The sequence below is a fragment of the Methylobacterium sp. Gmos3 genome (assembly GCF_056430985.1).
Map to the genome: position 1 here is coordinate 279699 of NZ_JBWJYL010000005.1, position 15174 is coordinate 294872.

Sequence of the window (15174 nt, forward strand, 5' to 3'; positions counted from 1 at the left end):
GTTTTTCCAGCCCGTCCTCGCGTCCGGAGGACAACGCCAGCCATGACGGATGCCCAGAAGGTCGAGCGATGGATCGACCGGTTTCCGCCGATCCGCGCGCTGAGCCCGGCGCACCTTCAGATCGCCCGGGGAACGGTGCACTTTCCGGTGCTCGATGCGGGGGCCACCGCCTACGAACTCGACGGCGAGTGCGCCAACTACCTGATGTGCCTGGATGGCCGGACGCGCGTCTTCCGGATGTCGGAGGGCGGGCGCGAGGTGCTGATCTACAAGGTCGGCCCCGGCGGAACCTGCGCCCTCACCACGCAATGCCTCCTGTCCGGCGGGACCTTCCCGGCGCAGAGCGTCGCCGAGGAGCGGACCGAACTCGCGGCCCTGCCGGTGAGCACGTTCCAGCACCTGATGAATGACAGCACCGCCTTCCGCAGCTTCGTCATGGACGACTACACGCGGCTGATGTCCGGCCTGTTCACGTTGATCGATGAGGTCGCCTTCGCGCCCCTGAAGCAGCGCCTCGCGCACCGTCTCCTGGCCGAGGCCGATCCCCGCAATGTCGCCGCGGTGACACACCAGACCCTCGCGGACGATGTCGGCAGCGTGCGCGAGGTGGTGAGCCGCATCCTGGCGCAGTGGGCCGAGGCGGGCCTCATCGAACTCCGCCGGGGCGCGATAGAGATCGTCGATCGCGCCAGCCTCAGCGCCGCAGGGCAACGGTGATCGAGCGCCCAGCGTCGGGCGCGTTTCCGGTGCGACCCGGATCGTCTGCACAACCGTCTCTGCGCGCGACGCCGTAGCCATCCCGCGCTGCGGACCTGACCGGATGTGGCGAATCCGTGAGTGGCTTCGCTTCGCCCGCACAGACGGGAGACGCGGCATGAGCCAGCTTTCCCGGAAGAGGTCTGGCGCACTATTGCCGAAACATCCCGGATGGATTTTCCAGTTTCACCCAAAGACTTGCCGGGGCTGTGACCGAGACCGCACAGCGCGCCAGGGATCTCTGTTCTGTCCGCTCACGACGCCGTGAAGAATGTGCAAGGCGGATTGCCGATCCATCCCAGCATTTGGTGGATGTGGGGCGAAGCCGCGAAGGCGGAAGCAGACCGGGTTGGGGGGGAAATGACATGCGCGCTCTTCGGGGCAGCCTGATCGCGTCCGTGGCGCTGTTGCCGGGGCTCGCCCAAGCGCAGCAGACGGTCACGCTCGATGAAATCAGCGTGGTGGCGACGACCCCCGTCGGCGGCGGCGCAAGCGGCGCTGCGACGGGCGCTCCCGTCCCCGACGCCGTGGCTCTGCCCGGCCCGGCCACGCCCGCACCGGCCGGCGCGGTGCGCCTGCGCGGCAGCGACCAGCCCCTCTCCAAGATCCCGAGCACCGTCGAGACGGTGACGGCGCAGGACTTCGCGGTGGATCGCGGCACCGGCAACGCCGTGGCGACGCTGGCTCGGCGCACGCCGGCGCTCAACGTCAATGACAGCCAGGGCAATTCGAACCGCGTCGACGTCACCTATCGCGGCTTCACCGCCTCCCCCGTCGCAGGCGTGCCGCAGGGCTTGGCGGTCTACCAGAACGGCGTGCGCATCAACGAGGCCTTCGGCGATGTGGTCAATTTCGACCTGATCCCGCCGCAGGCGATCCAGCGGATCGACGTGGTGACGGGCAATCCGGTGTTCGGCCTCAACGCCCTCGGCGGCGCGGTGAACATCCAGATGAAGAACGGCTTCACCTGGCAGGGCACCGAGATCACCGCGCTCGGCGGCTCGGACGGGCGCGTCGCCGGCTCCCTCGAATACGGCAAGATCTCCGGCCCGTGGAGCTTCTACTTCACCGGGGACGGGCTGAACGACCGGGGCTGGCGCTACGAGAGCCCGAGCACCATCGGCCGCGTCTATACCGACCTCGGCTACCGCTCGCAGGATTCGGAGTTTCACCTGATCGGCGCCCTCGCCCGCACCTATTACGGCGCGACGGCGGCGACCCCGGTGGACTTCACCCATGCCGATCCCCGGGCGATCTTCACCTATCCGCAGCAGATCACCACCGACATGGGGACGCTGCAGCTCACCGGCCGGGTCGACATCTCCCCGACCTGGGACCTCGCCGGCAACGCCTATTTCCGGCGCTACGACCAGACCTACGTCGACGGCAACCAGGCCGATTTCGAGAATTGCAGCCGCCAGGGCAACTTCCGCGGTTCACTCTGCCTGCAGGACGACGCGTTCAACGTGAACGCCCCGCCCGCCGGCACGGCGGCCCGGCGCGCCTATGCCAACCAGTTCACCATCGTCGGCCTCAACGGACGCCCGATCCCGTTCAACGGGACCGTGCCCTACGGCACCATCGACACCACCAAGACGCAGGCCACCGGCTATGGCGGCTCGCTGCAGGCCTCGAACCGCGAGACGATCTTCGGCTTCGGCAATGCCTTCGTGGTCGGCGGCTCCATCGACGTCGCGGATTACAGCTTCAAATCGTCGAGCACGCTGGGGGTCATCAATCCCGATCTCAGCGTGACGACGAACCCGGTGAACCCGTTCTACGGGAACGTCGCCGGCCTCGGCACGACCTACCTGCGCACCCTCGGGGCGCTCGGCCTCGCGCCGAGCTCGGTCAGCGGCTCGAACCTCTACATGGGTCTCTACGCCACCGACACGCTCGACCTGACGGACCGGCTGTCGCTCACGGCCGGGGCGCGGCTCAACTTCGCCCGCATCGCCACCGAGGACCAGACGGGCCTGTCGCCCGACGTGACGGGCACGCACTACTACAACAAGATCAATCCCGTCGCCGGCCTGACCTATCGATTCTTCGACGCCCTGTCGCTCTACGGCGGCTACTCGGAATCGAACCGCGCGCCGACGCCGCTCGAACTCTCCTGCGCCAACCCGAACCAGCCCTGCCTGCTGCCGAACTCGCTCGTCGCCGATCCGCCGCTGAAGCAGGTGACGGGGCGGACCTACGAGGTCGGCTTCCGGGGCAACTTGCCGAACTTCTACGACAACGGGCTCGTGACCTATAAGATCGGGGCCTTCCGCACCGATCTGGCCAACGACATCATCTCGCTGGCCACCCCCGGCAACGCCGCCCGCGCCTATTTCGTGAACGTGCCCGCGACGCAGCGCCAGGGCATCGAGGTCGGGGCCGAGTACACGGCCGATTGGCTGCGGGTCTACGCCAATTATGCCCTGGTCGATGCCACGTTCCAGTTCAACGGCACGCTGTCCTCGCCCAACAACCCCCTGGCGAACGCGGACGGCTCGATCCTCGTGCGGCCGGGCGACAAGGTCCCCCTGGTCCCGGCCCACCAGATCAAGGGCGGGTTCGAGGTGTTCGTCACGCCCGAATGGCGCATCGGCCTCAACGTGGCGGCCTTCTCCTCGTCCTATTACCGGGGCGACGAGTCGAACCTGAACCGCAAGCTTCCGGCCTATTACGTGATGAACTTCAACACGAGCTATCAGGTCACGAAGCATCTCGAGGTGTTCGGCCTGATCACCAACCTCACCAACAACCGCTACGCCACGTTCGGCACCTTCGCCCAGCCCGGCGCCGTGGCGGGCAACCTCGCGATCAACGAGCCGCGCACCACGACCCTGGCGCAGCCGCTGTCGGTCTATGCCGGCATCCGCTACGCCTTCGGCCCCGATCCGGTGCCGATGTCGCCGGAACCGATCATCCGGAAGTATTGAGCGGCGCGGTCCGAGCGGGCCCGGTTCGGGGAGATGGATTCTCCGAACCGGGCCGGTCGCGTTATCAGCGGGCGGTGCCGGCGCCCGTCGAGCCCGTGACCTCACTGGGGCCGGCCTTGATCGCCCACAATTCGGTCGGCAGGCTGATCGGCGCGCCGGGCTTGTAATCCGCCGAATCCTGGATGTGCGAGGTGGTGACGTAGATCGTGCCGTCCGGCCCCTCCGAGAACGTGTCCGGCCAGCGCAGCCGCTCGTCCTGCACCAGGGTCGTCAGGGGCGAATTCGCCTTCGAGAGGTCGCGGACCTTCACCGCATTGTCCTGCGGCGAAGTCACGTACATGCGCCCGTCCTTGCGCGAGATCAGCAGGCCGTCGGCCACGCCGTTCTCGCCGACGGTGGCGATCTTGCCCGTCAGCGTCTTGTCGCTCAGCATCTCCGGCACGAAGGAGGCGGTGGCCCAGCCGGTCAGCGCGTCGGTCGGCAGGCTGTAGAGAGTCTTGCCCTTGATCGCCTGCCAGTAGAGCGTCTTTCCATCGGGCGAGAGGGCGATGCCGTCCGCCGAGAACGCGACCCCGCGTCCATCGGGGCGGCGCAGCGGCTTGCCGTCATACTGCACGGTGACGCTCTTGTCGGGCATGGTCGAGGCATGGCCGGACAGCAGCCGCTTGGCCGTCCCGCTGTCGAGATCGACCACGATCAAGGCGCCCTCCGCGCCGGAATCGGTGAGGTAGGCCGTCTTCCCGTCCGGCGAGATCCGCACGTCGTTGATGTAGGAGGCCTGCATCACGGTGCTGGTGTCGAAGGGAATGGTCTTGACGACTTTATTGGTCTTCAGGTCGATGCCGACGAGCTTCGGTCCGTCCTTCACCACATGCGCCATCGCGGGCGCGGCGGCATCGACCACCCAGAGGCGGTCCTGGCCATCGGCGACGACGCTCTGCACGCAGACGAAGTGGGTCTTCGGGTCGACCTCGTCCATCTTGGCGTTGCGCCAGCCGTTCCATTCCTCGTCCGGGTAGGCGACGGGCTTGCCGTCCTTCAATTCCGCGACCGAGATCGGCGCGTCCTCGCTCCAGCGGGGGAAGTTGACGAACATGCGCCCGTCCCGGCTCACGGTGATGCCCGTGACCTGATGGCCGAAGCTCGCGACCTGCGTGAGCTTGCCTTGGCCGGAGGCCGGCTCCTGCGCCACGGCGGGTGCCGCCAGGACTCCGACGCCGGATAGCAGCGACAGGGCGAGCCCGATCCGGGCCGTCGTGGGACGATTCATTGCGCGCACTCCATAGGGATGTGCAGGCCAACGTCTCCCGGGACGCGGCGGCTCCCGCCTGCGACGCGGCGGCAGCCACAAAAGCGGGGTTCGCGCGTTACCGCATCACCATCCCGACCGGGGATCCCGATGCTCATCCGCTCCGCCCTCCTGTTCGTCGCCCTCACCTCCAGCGCGAACGCCGCCGCCTTCGATGACCTGAAGGGGTATCTGGCCTCCTGCCTGCGCTTCGAGATGAACGGCTCCGCCGTGCCGCGCGGCATGGCCGCCTCGACCAGGGTCCGCTACGCGCTCGACCGCTGCGCGGACGACGTCGCCCGGCTCGATCGGGCGGATGGGCGCCGCCTGCGGGGCGACGGCGGCATCAGCCCCTCGACCAAGGAGGTGATCCGCGCCGTCGTCACCCGCAGCACCGGCGGAGGCTTCGCCAACGTCCGCTATTGAGCGCCCGGACCGCGCGGGATTAACCTCCCCGGCCGAAACTGCGATCATGCGAAGTCGGATCGTGGCAATCTCGACGAACATCGCCAATAGAGCAAAAGATGTTCGCTGTGTTCAATCAGGGATTGCAACATTCGCAAAGTGGTCCGCGCCGGTCGATCGTGCCATCGTTGGCCGGGCGCATGGCCCTGATCCGGCTCGCCGCCCTGGCGGCCCTGACCGCGTGCGGGACGGCGCCGGCCGGCGCGCAACTGTTCCGGGAACCGAACTGGGCGCCGACGGCCGTGACGATCTACCTCCACCCGGAGGTGACGGATCGGCGGTTCGTCGAACCCCTGCGCTGCGCGCTGGAGAAGGCCCTGGTGGCACCCGTCCACGTGATGCAGGATCTGACCCTGCCGCTCGGCCCCGAACTCCACGCCAACCGAACGCAGCTCGACGCGCCCAAGGTCCTCGAACGCTTCTGGGACGCGACATCGCGAGACGGCGACGACCGGACGTTCAAGGAACTGATCGTGGCGCGCGACCTGAAAACGTCGCCCTATCGGTATGTCTTCGCGACGATGTCGGTGTTCGGGGTGGGGAACAGCCCGGCCCAGGTCATCTCGACGGCACGCTTCGACCCGCGGACCGCCGATCCGGCCGGCGCGGGGTCCGCCCTGCTGGCGCAGCGTCTCTACAAGTCGATCCTCCGCTCCGTCGTCCAGAGCAGCGGCCATTTCGCCATGACCGGATGCGTCATGGCGTTTCCGATGAGCCTCGAGGAGCACGATGCCAAGCCCGCGCATCTGTGTGCCGCCGATCACGCGGTCCTGGTCAGGCAGGGTGTGCTGAGGGAGCGCGAGAAGGATTCCTGCGATGCCCTCGTCTCGTGGAACGCCCCCCCGCCCGGTCGGCAGGGGGCGGGCAAGGGGGCGGGCATGGGAGCGCCCCTGGTCCGTTGACGGGCGATCCCAGCGACGGCCCGGTCCTGCGCCCTACCCGGCCGCCTTGGCCTCGCGGCGGCGGGCGGTGAGGATCCACTCGGTGTAGCCGTTCGGCTGCGCCCGGCCCTTGAACACGAGATCCTTCGCCGCCTGGAAGGCCGGACCGTCGAAATCGGGCGCCATCGGCCTGTAGAGCGGGTCGCCGGCATTCTGGCGGTCCACCACCTTGGCCATCCGCTTCAGCGTCTCCATCACCTGCTCCTCGCTCACCACGCCGTGGTGCAGCCAGTTGGCGATGTGCTGCGAGGAGATGCGCAGGGTCGCCCGGTCCTCCATGAGGCCGACATCGTGGATGTCCGGCACCTTGGAGCAGCCGACGCCCTGGTCGATCCAGCGGACGACGTAGCCCAGGATGCCCTGCGCGTTGTTGTCGATCTCCTGCTGCACGTCGTCGGGGGCGAAGTTCGAGCGGGCGAGCGGGATCTCCAGGATCTCGTCGAGCGCCGAGCGCGGGCGCCGGGCGAGTTCCGCCTGCCGCGCCGCGACCTCGGTCTCGTGGTAATGGAGCGCGTGCAGCGTCGCGGCGGTGGGCGAGGGCACCCAGGCCGTCGAGGCGCCGGCCTTCGGGTGGGCGCCCTTCTGCATCAGCATCTCGGCCATGGCGTCGGGGGCCGCCCACATGCCCTTGCCGATCTGCGCCCGGTCCTTCAGGCCGCAGGCGAGGCCGACATCGACGTTGTTCTCCTCGTAGCCCTTGATCCAGGGCGTCGACTTCATGTCGTTCTTGCGGATGACCGGGCCGGCCTCCATCGCCGTGTGGATCTCGTCGCCGGTGCGGTCGAGGAAGCCGGTGTTGATGAACACCACGCGGCTCGCCGCCGCCGCGATGCAGGCGGCGAGGTTCACCGTGGTGCGGCGCTCCTCGTCCATGATGCCCATCTTGAGGGTGTTGGGCTCCAGGCCCAGCATCGCCTCGACCCGGTCGAACAATTCGACCGCGAAGGCGACCTCCTCCGGCCCGTGCATCTTCGGCTTGACGATGTAGACCGAGCCCTTGCGGCTGTTGCGCAGGCCGGAATCGCCCTTCAGGTCGTGGATGGCGATCATCGCCGTCACGGCGGCGTCGAGCATCCCCTCGGGGATCTCGCGGCCCTCCCCGTCGAGCACCGCGTCGGTGTCCATGTGGTGGCCGACATTGCGCACCAGCATCAGGGAACGGCCGGGCACCACCACCTCGCCGCCGTTCGGGGCGATGTAGTGCCGGTCGGGGTTCAGGCGGCGCTCCTGGCGGCGGCCGTCCTTCTCGAAGCCGGCCGCGAGGGTGCCCTTCATCAGGCCGAGCCAGTTGCGGTAGACGACGACCTTGTCCTGCGCGTCCACCGTCGCCACCGAATCCTCCAGGTCCATGATCGTGGACACGGCGGATTCGAGCAGGATGTCGGCGACGCCCGAGGCGTCGAACCGGCCGATCCGGTGGGTGCGGTCGATCACGACCTCGATGTGCAGGTTGTGGTGGCGCAGGAGCAGGGCCGAGGGCATGCTCGCCCGGCCGCGATAGCCCGCGAACAGCTCGGGCCGGGCCAGCGGCACGGTCTCGCCGGTGTTCATGTTGCCGACGAGCTGCCCGTCCTCGACGGCGTAGGTCACGACGTCGGCGTGGCGCCCGCCGGCCAGGGGCACGAAGCGGTCCAACGTGCCGCGGGCGCGGGTGACGACCCGGGCGCCGCGGGCGCGGTTGTAGCCGCCGCCGCGCACCGCCCCGCCCTCCTCCGACACCGCGTCGGTGCCGTAGAGGGCGTCGTAGAGGGAGCCCCAGCGGGCGTTGGCGGCGTTCAGCGCGTAGCGGGCGTTCGAGACCGGCACGACGAGCTGCGGACCGGCGATCCGCGCGATCTCGTCGTCGACGTTCTCGGTGCGCACCTCGACGGCGCCGGGCGGCGGCAGCAGGTAGCCGATCTCGGTCAGGAACGCCTTATAGGCCGCCGGGTCGATGGGCTTGCCCGCCCGCTCCCGGTGCCAGGCGTCGATCTGCGCCTGAAGCGCATCGCGCTTGGCCAGCAGCGCCCGGTTCTTCGGGGTCAGGTCGCGGACGATGGCGCCGAGGCCGCCCCAGAACACTTCGGGCGAGATGCCGGTGCCGGGCAAGGCCTCGTCCGCGATGAAATCGTGGAGCTCCCGTGCGACGGCGAGGCCGCCAATTGTCAGTCGATCCATGGTCGAAACACTCGGGGTGAAACCGGCAGTGAGAAGCCGCCCGTCGCGGTCGCTTGGTTGCGCCGCAGCGAACGCCTCGACTGGTAATGCAATTCGCCCCGGAGCCGAGACCGGTCCGGGGTCCGAACATGCAACAGAACCGGCGAAATGGAGCCGGTTTTGCGTCGCACTCAGCGATGCCGGACGCGCAGGCCGAGCGCCGGGTGCCGGTTCACGTCCTTGTAGAGCAGGTAGCGGAAGGGGCCGGGGCCGCCCGCGTAGCAGGCCTGAGGGCAGAAGGCGCGCAGCCAGAGGAAGTCGCCCGCCTCGACCTCGACCCAGTCGCGGTTGAGCCGGTACACCGCCTTGCCCTCGAGCACGAACAGCCCGTGCTCCATCACGTGCGTCTCCTCGAAGGGAATCGAGGCGCCCGGCCGCATCGAGACGATGTTGACGTGCATGTCGTGGCGCAGGTCGTCCGGGGAGACGAACCGCGTCGTCGCCCAGGCGCCGTCCGTGCCGGGCATGCCCACGGGCTCCACGGCCGAGTCGTGGGTGACGAAAGCCTCGGGCGCGTCGAGGCCGGGGGCGGGCTCGTAGGCCTTGCGGATCCAATGGAAGCGGGCCGGCCCCTCCCCGTCGTTGCGCAGGCTCCAGGCCGCGCCCGGCGGGAGGTAGGCGTAGCTGCCCGGCCTCAGGGCATGGGCGTGGCCGTCGAGGACGAGGCGGAGCGTGCCCTCCACCACGAACAGGACACCCTGTGCGCCCGGGTCCGGCTCGGGGCGCTCGCTCCCGCCGCCGGGGGCGACCTCCATCAGGAACTGCGCGAAGGTCTCCGCGAAGCCTGAGAGCGGGCGGGCGAGGATCCAGGCGCGGCTCCCTTCCCAGCCCGGCAGGAGGCTCGTGACGATGTCGCTCATCACGCCGTGGGGGAGCACGGCGTAGGCCTCGGTGAACACCGCCCGGCCGGTCATCAGCGCGGTCTGCGGCGGCAGGCCCCCGCAGGGGGGGTTGTAGCGCGGCGCGGTCATGGGTCTCTCCCAGGTTCGGGGCAGGAGGTCAGGCGATGCGCGGCTCGGCGACCGGCGCCTCGAGGATCTCGGCGGTGTCGGTCGTCACCTCGCCGTTGAGCACGCGGTGGGCCTGCGCCCGGTCGATGTCGCCCTCCCAGGCGGCGATCACCACGGTGGCCACGCAATTGCCGATCAGGTTGCCGAGCGCCCGGGCGATGCCGACGAACCAGTCGATCGAGAGGACCAGCACCAGCCCGATCACCGGAATTTCCGGCACCGCCGAGAGGGTCGCGGCCAGCACGACGATGGCCGAGCCCGGCACGCCGTGGGCGCCCTTCGAGGTGAGGAGCGCGATGCCGAGGATCAGCATCAGGTGGCCGAAGGAGAGGTCGGTGTTGGTCGCCTGGGCGATGAACACCGTGGCGAGGGTGAGGTAGAGGGAGAAGGCGTCGAGGTTGAAGGAATAGCCGGTCGGGATCACGAGGCCGACGGTCGAGTCCTTGATGCCGAGGCGTTCGAGCTTGCGCATCACCTGCGGCAGCACGCTGTCCGAGGAGGCGGTGCCCGCCACGACCGTCAGTTCCTCGCGCAGATAGGCCAGGAACTTCAGGATGCTGAAGCCCGCCATCCGCATGATGCCACCCAGCACCACGAGGACGAAGAAGGCGACGCCCGCGTAGAACAGCGCCACCAGCTTGCCGAGCTGGGCCAGCGAGCCGATTCCGTACTTGCCCACCGTGAACGCCACCGCCCCGAGCACGCCGAGCGGGGCGAGCTTCACGATGAAGCCGATCACCTTGAACAGCACCTCGGTGATGCGCTCCAGGCTGTCGGCGAGCGGCTTGCCGCGCTCGCCCAGCAGCGAGAGGCCGGAGCCGAACAGGATCGCGAGGATGAGGACCTGGAGGATGTCGCCCTTGGCGAAGGCGTCGACGAAGGTCGTCGGCACGAGCTTCATCAGGAAATCGACGGTGCCCGTCACCTGCCCGACGCGGTCGGTGTAGCCCGCGATCTCCTTGGCGTTGAGGGACGCCACGTCGACGTTCATGCCGTGGCCCGGCGCGAAGACGTAGGCGAGGACGAGGCCGAGCACGAGGGCGATAGTCGTCACCGCCTCGAAATAGATCAGCGATTTCAGCCCGACGCGGCCGACCTTGCGCAGATCGCCGGCGCCGACGATGCCGTGCACGACGACGCCGAAGACCAGCGGCGCGATCGCCATCTTGATCAGCTTGATGAAGGCATCGCCCAGCGGCTTGAGCGTGACCGCGACGCCGGGCCAGACCATGCCGAGGACGATCCCGACGACCAGGGCGGCGACCACCTGCCCGAACAGCGACGAGGCGAAGCGCTTCATCGGACCCTCTCCCTTGATACGCGCGGCGGCGTCATTGTGCAGCGCGGCGATTTCTGGAGGGCCGCGTCCAGCACAATCATGCCGGATTATTAAGACGTCAAATATTAATTCAGTTGCTATTCAGATCTGAAAGGTCTGAAATGCAGCATGGAACTCCGCCATCTGCGCTACTTCGCGGCCGTCGCGAAACATCTGAGCTTCACCGCCGCCGCCGAGAGCCTGGGCGTTGCGCAGCCGCCCCTGAGCCAACAGATCCGCGACCTCGAGGCCGAGATCGGCACGCCGCTGTTCGAGCGCACGACCCGCCGCGTCGCCCTGACGAAGGCGGGCGTGGATTTCCACGCGCAGGCCCTGGCGATCCTGGACAAGGCGGGCGAGGCTATGGGCCGGGCGCGGGCCATCGGCTCCGGCACGGCGGGCATCGTCAATGTCGGCCTCACCGGATCGATGCTCGCCGGGCCGCTGGGCCGGGCGATCCGGGACTTTTCGCAGAGCTACCCGGATGTGGACCTGCGCATCCACGAGATGGCGCCCGACCGGCAGATCGCGATGCTGAAGGCCGGGCAGACCGACGTGAGCCTGCTGCGCTGCCCGCCCCAGGACGCGGAGCTCATCAGCGAACTGGCCTGGCGGGAGAGCGTCAGCATCGTGCTCCCGCAGGGCCATCGCCTCGCGGGGGGGCCGGTCTCCCTGTCCGACCTCGCGGGGGAGAGGTTCGTGTTCTTCCGGCTGGCGGATTCGCTGTTCGCCAAGCACCTCTGGCAATGCTGCGTCGAGGCGGGGTTCGAGCCGGACATCCGCTATCAGGCGGTGGAGGCCGCCTCCCTGACGAGCCTCGTGGCGGCGGGGCTCGGCATCGCCATCATCCCCGAATCCGTCGCGCGGCTCGCCCATGCGGACGTGGTCTACCGGCCGGTCCGGGGTCCCCGGATCCAGGCCGACGTCCACGCCCTGTGGACGAAGACGACGGAGCCGCTGATCGCCACCTTCGTCGAGACCGTGCGCAGGGCGGCGGAGGCCGCCTGATCCGGCCGCGTCGGGCAGGGTGTGCCGCGCCCGCAGGACCACGTCCACGTCCTCGCGGGTGTTAGAGAGGGCGGGCGAGGCGCGCACCGACCGGTCCAGGCCGAACCGGCGCCAAGCCCGGCGACCGTCAGGCCCTGAGCGCCTCGGCGCTTCGGAAGGCATCGGCCGGATGGCGCGCCGGCAGGCGGTCGCCTTCGCCGAACAGCTTGTTCCGGAGCGAGCCCGGCGCGTATTCGGTCTTGTAGAGGCCCCTGTCCTGAAGCTCGGGGATCACGAGGTCGATGAAATCGGAGAAGCTCTCCGGCACGACGATGCGGCTGAGGTTGAACCCGTCGACCTCGCCCTCCTCGACCCAGGCCTGCAACTCGTCGGCGATGCTCACGGCGTCGCCTGTCAGCACCGCGTAGCGCCCCCCGAGGCCGAGTTCGGCGAGGAGGTCGCGCTTGGTCAGCCCCCTTTTGGCGGCGGCGACCGCAGCCGATTGGATCGCGTTGCCCGGCGCGTAGGGGATCGGCTCGTCGAGGCCGTAGCGGGCGAAGTCGATACCGGTCGAGGCGGAGAAGTGCGCGAGCCCCGCCTCGGCGCTGGCGTAGCGCATGTACTCGGCGCGCTTGTCCTCCGCTTCGGCGCGGGTGCGGCCGGGAATGGCGGCGATGCCGATGAACACCTTCACGTCCTGCGGGTCGCGCCCGGCGGCGGCGGCCTCGGCGCGGATCGCGCGGACGGTCTCGCGGGCCGTGGCTTTGTCCCGCGCCGAGATGAACACGCATTCCGCGTGGCGCCCGGCGAAGGCCCTCCCCCGGCCGGACGCGCCGGCCTGATAGAGCACGGGCGTGCGCTGGGGCGAGGGCTCGCAGAGATGGATGCCGTCCACCGCCAGGAACTCGCCGCGATGGGAGACCGCCCGGATCAGGGCGGGATCGCCGAACACCCGCGCCGCCCGGTCGCGGCGCACGGCGGCATCGTCCCAGCTTCCCTCCCAGAGCTTGTAGAGCACCTCCAGATACTCGTCGGCATAATCGTAGCGGCGGTCGTGGGAGGGCAGCGCCTCGCCCCGGCCGCGATGGGCGCTGTCGAGATAGCCGGTGACGATGTTCCAGCCGACCCGCCCGCCGGTCAGGTGGTCCAGGGTCGAGAGCCGACGGGCGAAGGTGTAGGGCGCCTCCGCGAAGACGTTGACGGTGACGCCGAAGCCCAGATGCTCCGTCACCGCCGCCATCGCCGGCACGATGAGGGTCGGGTCGTTGACGGGAAGCTGCACCGCCTCCCGCGCGGTCACGTCGATGCCGCCGCCATAGACATCGTAGACGCCGATGATGTCGGCGATGAACAGCCCGTCGAACAGGCCGCGCTCCAGGAGCTTCGCCTGATCGGTCCAGTACCGGAGCGTGTTGTACGCCAGCGAGCGGTCGCGCGGATGGGTCCACAGGCCGTGGTTGATGTGGCCCACGCAGTTCATGTTGAACGCGTTGAGCCGGATCTGCTTGGGCCGCGTGCTCATCGCGCGCGGAGCCTGCGCACGACGCCGTCGCCCGCGAACTGCACCAGACAGACGAGGGCGATCAGGACCGCGATCACCACCGTCATCACGGTGGTGTCGAAGCGCTGGTAGCCGTAGCGGATGGCGACGTCGCCGAGGCCCCCGGCGCCGACCGCGCCGGCCACCGCCGAGGCGCCGATCATCGACACGACCGTGATCGTGAAGCCGCCGACGATCCCCGGCAGAGCCTCGGGCAGCAGGACATGGAGCAGGATGTGGCGGCGGCGGCAGCCGATGGATTGCGCCGCCTCGATCAGCCCCGGATCGACCTCCCGCAGGGACACTTCGGCGATCCGCGCGAAGAACGGCGTTGCGCTCACCGCCAGCGGCACGATCGCCGCCCAGACGCCGATGGTGGTGCCGACGACGAGCCGGGTGAACGGGATCAGCGCCACGAGCAGCACGATGAAGGGCACGGCCCGGAAGCCGTTGACCACGATGCCGACCACGCGGTTCGCGCGCGGCGCGGGGACGATGCCGCCCGGCCCGGAGGTGACGAGGAACAGCGCCAGCGGGATGCCCACGAGCACCGCGACACCCGCCGACACGCCGACCATGAACAGCGTGTCGAACGCCGCCTGCCAGAGGCGGTCAATCATCTGCGGCGACATAGCCGATCCCCTCGACATCGAGCCCGATCGCCCGCAGCCGGGCCTCCGCCTCCGCGCCCCCGGCGGCCACGAGCAATCGTCCGACCGCGCGGCCCTGGATGTGATCGACGCCCGCCTGAAGCAGCCGCACCGGACCGCCCGCCGCAGCGCCGAGGGAGGCGAGGTCCGGCGCCTCCCGCCCGGACAGGGTGATCCGCAGCACGGCCCGCGCGCCGGGCGTGGGCTGCGGAGCGATCCGGCTCGCCAGATCCTCCGGCAGGACGCGGGTGAGCGGGGCGAGCAGCGCCCGCGTGGCCGGATGCTCCGGCGCGCCGAAGACTTGCCAGACCGGCCCGGTCTCGGCGATCCGCCCCGCATCCAGCACCACCACGTCGGTGCAGATCTCGCGGATCACGCTCATCTCGTGGGTGATGAGGATGATGGTGAGGCCGAGCCGCCGGTTGATGTCCCGCAGCAGGCCGAGGATCGACAGGGTGGTCTCGGGATCGAGGGCCGAGGTGGCTTCGTCGCAGAGCAGGATCTCGGGATCGCTCACCAGGGCGCGGGCGATGCCCACGCGCTGCTTCTGCCCGCCGGACAGGCGCGACGGGTAGGTCTCGGCCTTGTCCTCCAGCCCGACGAGGCGCAGCGCCTCCTCCACCCGCCGCGCGGCCTCGGCCCGGTCGACGCCCGCGACCCGGAGCGGCAGCGCCACGTTCTGCCGGACGGTCTTGGCCGAGAGCAGGTTGAAGTGCTGGAAGATCATGCCGATGCGGCGGCGCAGGGCCACGAGCCCGTCGGTGTTCAGCGCGGCGATCGGCTCGCCGTCGATCAGCACCCGGCCCGAGGTCGGCGTCTCCAGGCGGTTGACGGTGCGCAGCAGGCTCGACTTCCCCGCCCCCGAGCGGCCGATGATGCCGAGGATCGCGCCGGCCCGGATGTCGAGGGTGATGCCGTCGAGGGCGCGAACCTCGCCCCCGGCGGAACGGTAGGTCTTCGAGACGTCCTCGAACCGCACCGAGCCGGCGCCCCGGCCGTCGGCGGCCCGCACGGCCGGGACGGCGCGTGCGCCGCCACCGCCCCTCGCCCAGGCACCCGCCTCGCGCAGGCCGTCGAAGGCCAAGCTCGCCAT

The 15174-nt window shown here is 69.5% G+C and carries 12 protein-coding genes; 5 read left to right on the forward strand and 7 right to left on the reverse strand.

Going from position 1 to position 15174, the window contains the following annotated elements:
* Positions 1 to 42: 42 nt before the first annotated feature.
* Positions 43 to 717 (forward strand): Crp/Fnr family transcriptional regulator, encoded by a 675-nt coding sequence (locus tag ACS5Q7_RS12495; RefSeq protein WP_478339628.1) that lies wholly within the window; start codon positions 43 to 45, stop codon positions 715 to 717.
* Positions 718 to 1121: 404 nt separating this feature from the next.
* Positions 1122 to 3686 carry a TonB-dependent receptor gene (locus ACS5Q7_RS12500; RefSeq protein WP_478339629.1) on the forward strand — a complete coding sequence of 855 codons (2565 nt, stop codon included), beginning with the start codon at positions 1122 to 1124 and terminating at the stop codon, positions 3684 to 3686.
* A 64-nt stretch (positions 3687 to 3750) separates the two neighbouring features.
* Here the strand turns inward: ACS5Q7_RS12500 and ACS5Q7_RS12505 are convergent, their stop codons facing one another.
* Positions 3751 to 4956: an L-dopachrome tautomerase-related protein gene (locus tag ACS5Q7_RS12505; protein WP_478339630.1), complete on the reverse strand. Its 1206-nt coding sequence runs from the start codon at positions 4954 to 4956 to the stop codon at positions 3751 to 3753.
* Between the two features lie 129 nt (positions 4957 to 5085).
* On the opposite strand from ACS5Q7_RS12505, the gene ACS5Q7_RS12510 reads away from it, so the two are divergent.
* Positions 5086 to 5400, forward strand: coding sequence for a hypothetical protein (locus ACS5Q7_RS12510; RefSeq protein ID WP_478339631.1), 315 nt, complete (start codon positions 5086 to 5088; stop codon positions 5398 to 5400).
* A gap of 179 nt (positions 5401 to 5579) precedes the next feature.
* A complete protein-coding gene (locus ACS5Q7_RS12515) occupies positions 5580 to 6341 on the forward strand; it encodes a hypothetical protein (RefSeq protein WP_478339632.1) in 762 nt (253 codons plus the stop codon).
* Positions 6342 to 6374: 33 nt separating this feature from the next.
* Here ACS5Q7_RS12515 and ACS5Q7_RS12520 read toward each other — a convergent pair whose 3' ends face one another.
* The 3 genes from ACS5Q7_RS12520 to ACS5Q7_RS12530 all read right to left on the reverse strand — a co-directional run bounded on the left by ACS5Q7_RS12520 (position 6375) and on the right by ACS5Q7_RS12530 (position 10886).
* Positions 6375 to 8537, reverse strand: coding sequence for a malate synthase G (locus tag ACS5Q7_RS12520; RefSeq protein WP_478339633.1), 2163 nt, complete (start codon positions 8535 to 8537; stop codon positions 6375 to 6377).
* A 170-nt stretch (positions 8538 to 8707) separates the two neighbouring features.
* Complete coding sequence (locus ACS5Q7_RS12525) at positions 8708 to 9547, reverse strand: bifunctional allantoicase/(S)-ureidoglycine aminohydrolase (protein ID WP_478339634.1); 840 nt, start codon at positions 9545 to 9547, stop codon at positions 8708 to 8710.
* A gap of 28 nt (positions 9548 to 9575) precedes the next feature.
* Positions 9576 to 10886, reverse strand: coding sequence for a dicarboxylate/amino acid:cation symporter (locus tag ACS5Q7_RS12530; RefSeq protein ID WP_478339635.1), 1311 nt, complete (start codon positions 10884 to 10886; stop codon positions 9576 to 9578).
* Positions 10887 to 11033: 147 nt separating this feature from the next.
* Between ACS5Q7_RS12530 and ACS5Q7_RS12535 the strand changes: the two genes are divergently transcribed.
* Positions 11034 to 11912, forward strand: a complete 879-nt coding sequence (locus ACS5Q7_RS12535) for a LysR family transcriptional regulator (RefSeq protein ID WP_478339636.1) — start codon at positions 11034 to 11036, stop codon at positions 11910 to 11912.
* Between the two features lie 127 nt (positions 11913 to 12039).
* Here the strand turns inward: ACS5Q7_RS12535 and ACS5Q7_RS12540 are convergent, their stop codons facing one another.
* Genes ACS5Q7_RS12540 through ACS5Q7_RS12550 form a run of 3 tightly spaced genes read right to left on the reverse strand, consistent with a single transcriptional unit; the run spans position 12040 to position 15174 of the window.
* Positions 12040 to 13413, reverse strand: coding sequence for an LLM class flavin-dependent oxidoreductase (locus ACS5Q7_RS12540; protein WP_478339637.1), 1374 nt, complete (start codon positions 13411 to 13413; stop codon positions 12040 to 12042).
* Positions 13410 to 14063, reverse strand: a complete 654-nt coding sequence (locus tag ACS5Q7_RS12545) for a methionine ABC transporter permease (protein WP_478339638.1) — start codon at positions 14061 to 14063, stop codon at positions 13410 to 13412. Before ACS5Q7_RS12545 ends, ACS5Q7_RS12540 begins: the two co-directional genes overlap by 4 nt.
* Positions 14044 to 15174 carry a methionine ABC transporter ATP-binding protein gene (locus tag ACS5Q7_RS12550; protein WP_478339639.1) on the reverse strand — a complete coding sequence of 377 codons (1131 nt, stop codon included), beginning with the start codon at positions 15172 to 15174 and terminating at the stop codon, positions 14044 to 14046. Before ACS5Q7_RS12550 ends, ACS5Q7_RS12545 begins: the two co-directional genes overlap by 20 nt.

What these genes read in the sequence shown, in the direction of transcription:
- ACS5Q7_RS12495 (WP_478339628.1), top strand. Translation starts at nt 43, where the DNA reads ATGACGGATGCCCAGAAGGTCGAGCGATGGATCGACCGGTTTCCGCCG.
- ACS5Q7_RS12545 (WP_478339638.1), bottom strand. Translation starts at nt 14,063, where the DNA reads ATGTCGCCGCAGATGATTGACCGCCTCTGGCAGGCGGCGTTCGACACG.
- ACS5Q7_RS12500 (WP_478339629.1), top strand. Translation starts at nt 1,122, where the DNA reads ATGCGCGCTCTTCGGGGCAGCCTGATCGCGTCCGTGGCGCTGTTGCCG.
- ACS5Q7_RS12505 (WP_478339630.1), bottom strand. Translation starts at nt 4,956, where the DNA reads ATGAATCGTCCCACGACGGCCCGGATCGGGCTCGCCCTGTCGCTGCTA.
- ACS5Q7_RS12520 (WP_478339633.1), bottom strand. Translation starts at nt 8,537, where the DNA reads ATGGATCGACTGACAATTGGCGGCCTCGCCGTCGCACGGGAGCTCCAC.
- ACS5Q7_RS12540 (WP_478339637.1), bottom strand. Translation starts at nt 13,413, where the DNA reads ATGAGCACGCGGCCCAAGCAGATCCGGCTCAACGCGTTCAACATGAAC.
- ACS5Q7_RS12510 (WP_478339631.1), top strand. Translation starts at nt 5,086, where the DNA reads ATGCTCATCCGCTCCGCCCTCCTGTTCGTCGCCCTCACCTCCAGCGCG.
- ACS5Q7_RS12550 (WP_478339639.1), bottom strand. Translation starts at nt 15,174, where the DNA reads ATGGCGAGCTTGGCCTTCGACGGCCTGCGCGAGGCGGGTGCCTGGGCG.
- ACS5Q7_RS12525 (WP_478339634.1), bottom strand. Translation starts at nt 9,547, where the DNA reads ATGACCGCGCCGCGCTACAACCCCCCCTGCGGGGGCCTGCCGCCGCAG.
- ACS5Q7_RS12515 (WP_478339632.1), top strand. Translation starts at nt 5,580, where the DNA reads ATGGCCCTGATCCGGCTCGCCGCCCTGGCGGCCCTGACCGCGTGCGGG.
- ACS5Q7_RS12535 (WP_478339636.1), top strand. Translation starts at nt 11,034, where the DNA reads ATGGAACTCCGCCATCTGCGCTACTTCGCGGCCGTCGCGAAACATCTG.
- ACS5Q7_RS12530 (WP_478339635.1), bottom strand. Translation starts at nt 10,886, where the DNA reads ATGAAGCGCTTCGCCTCGTCGCTGTTCGGGCAGGTGGTCGCCGCCCTG.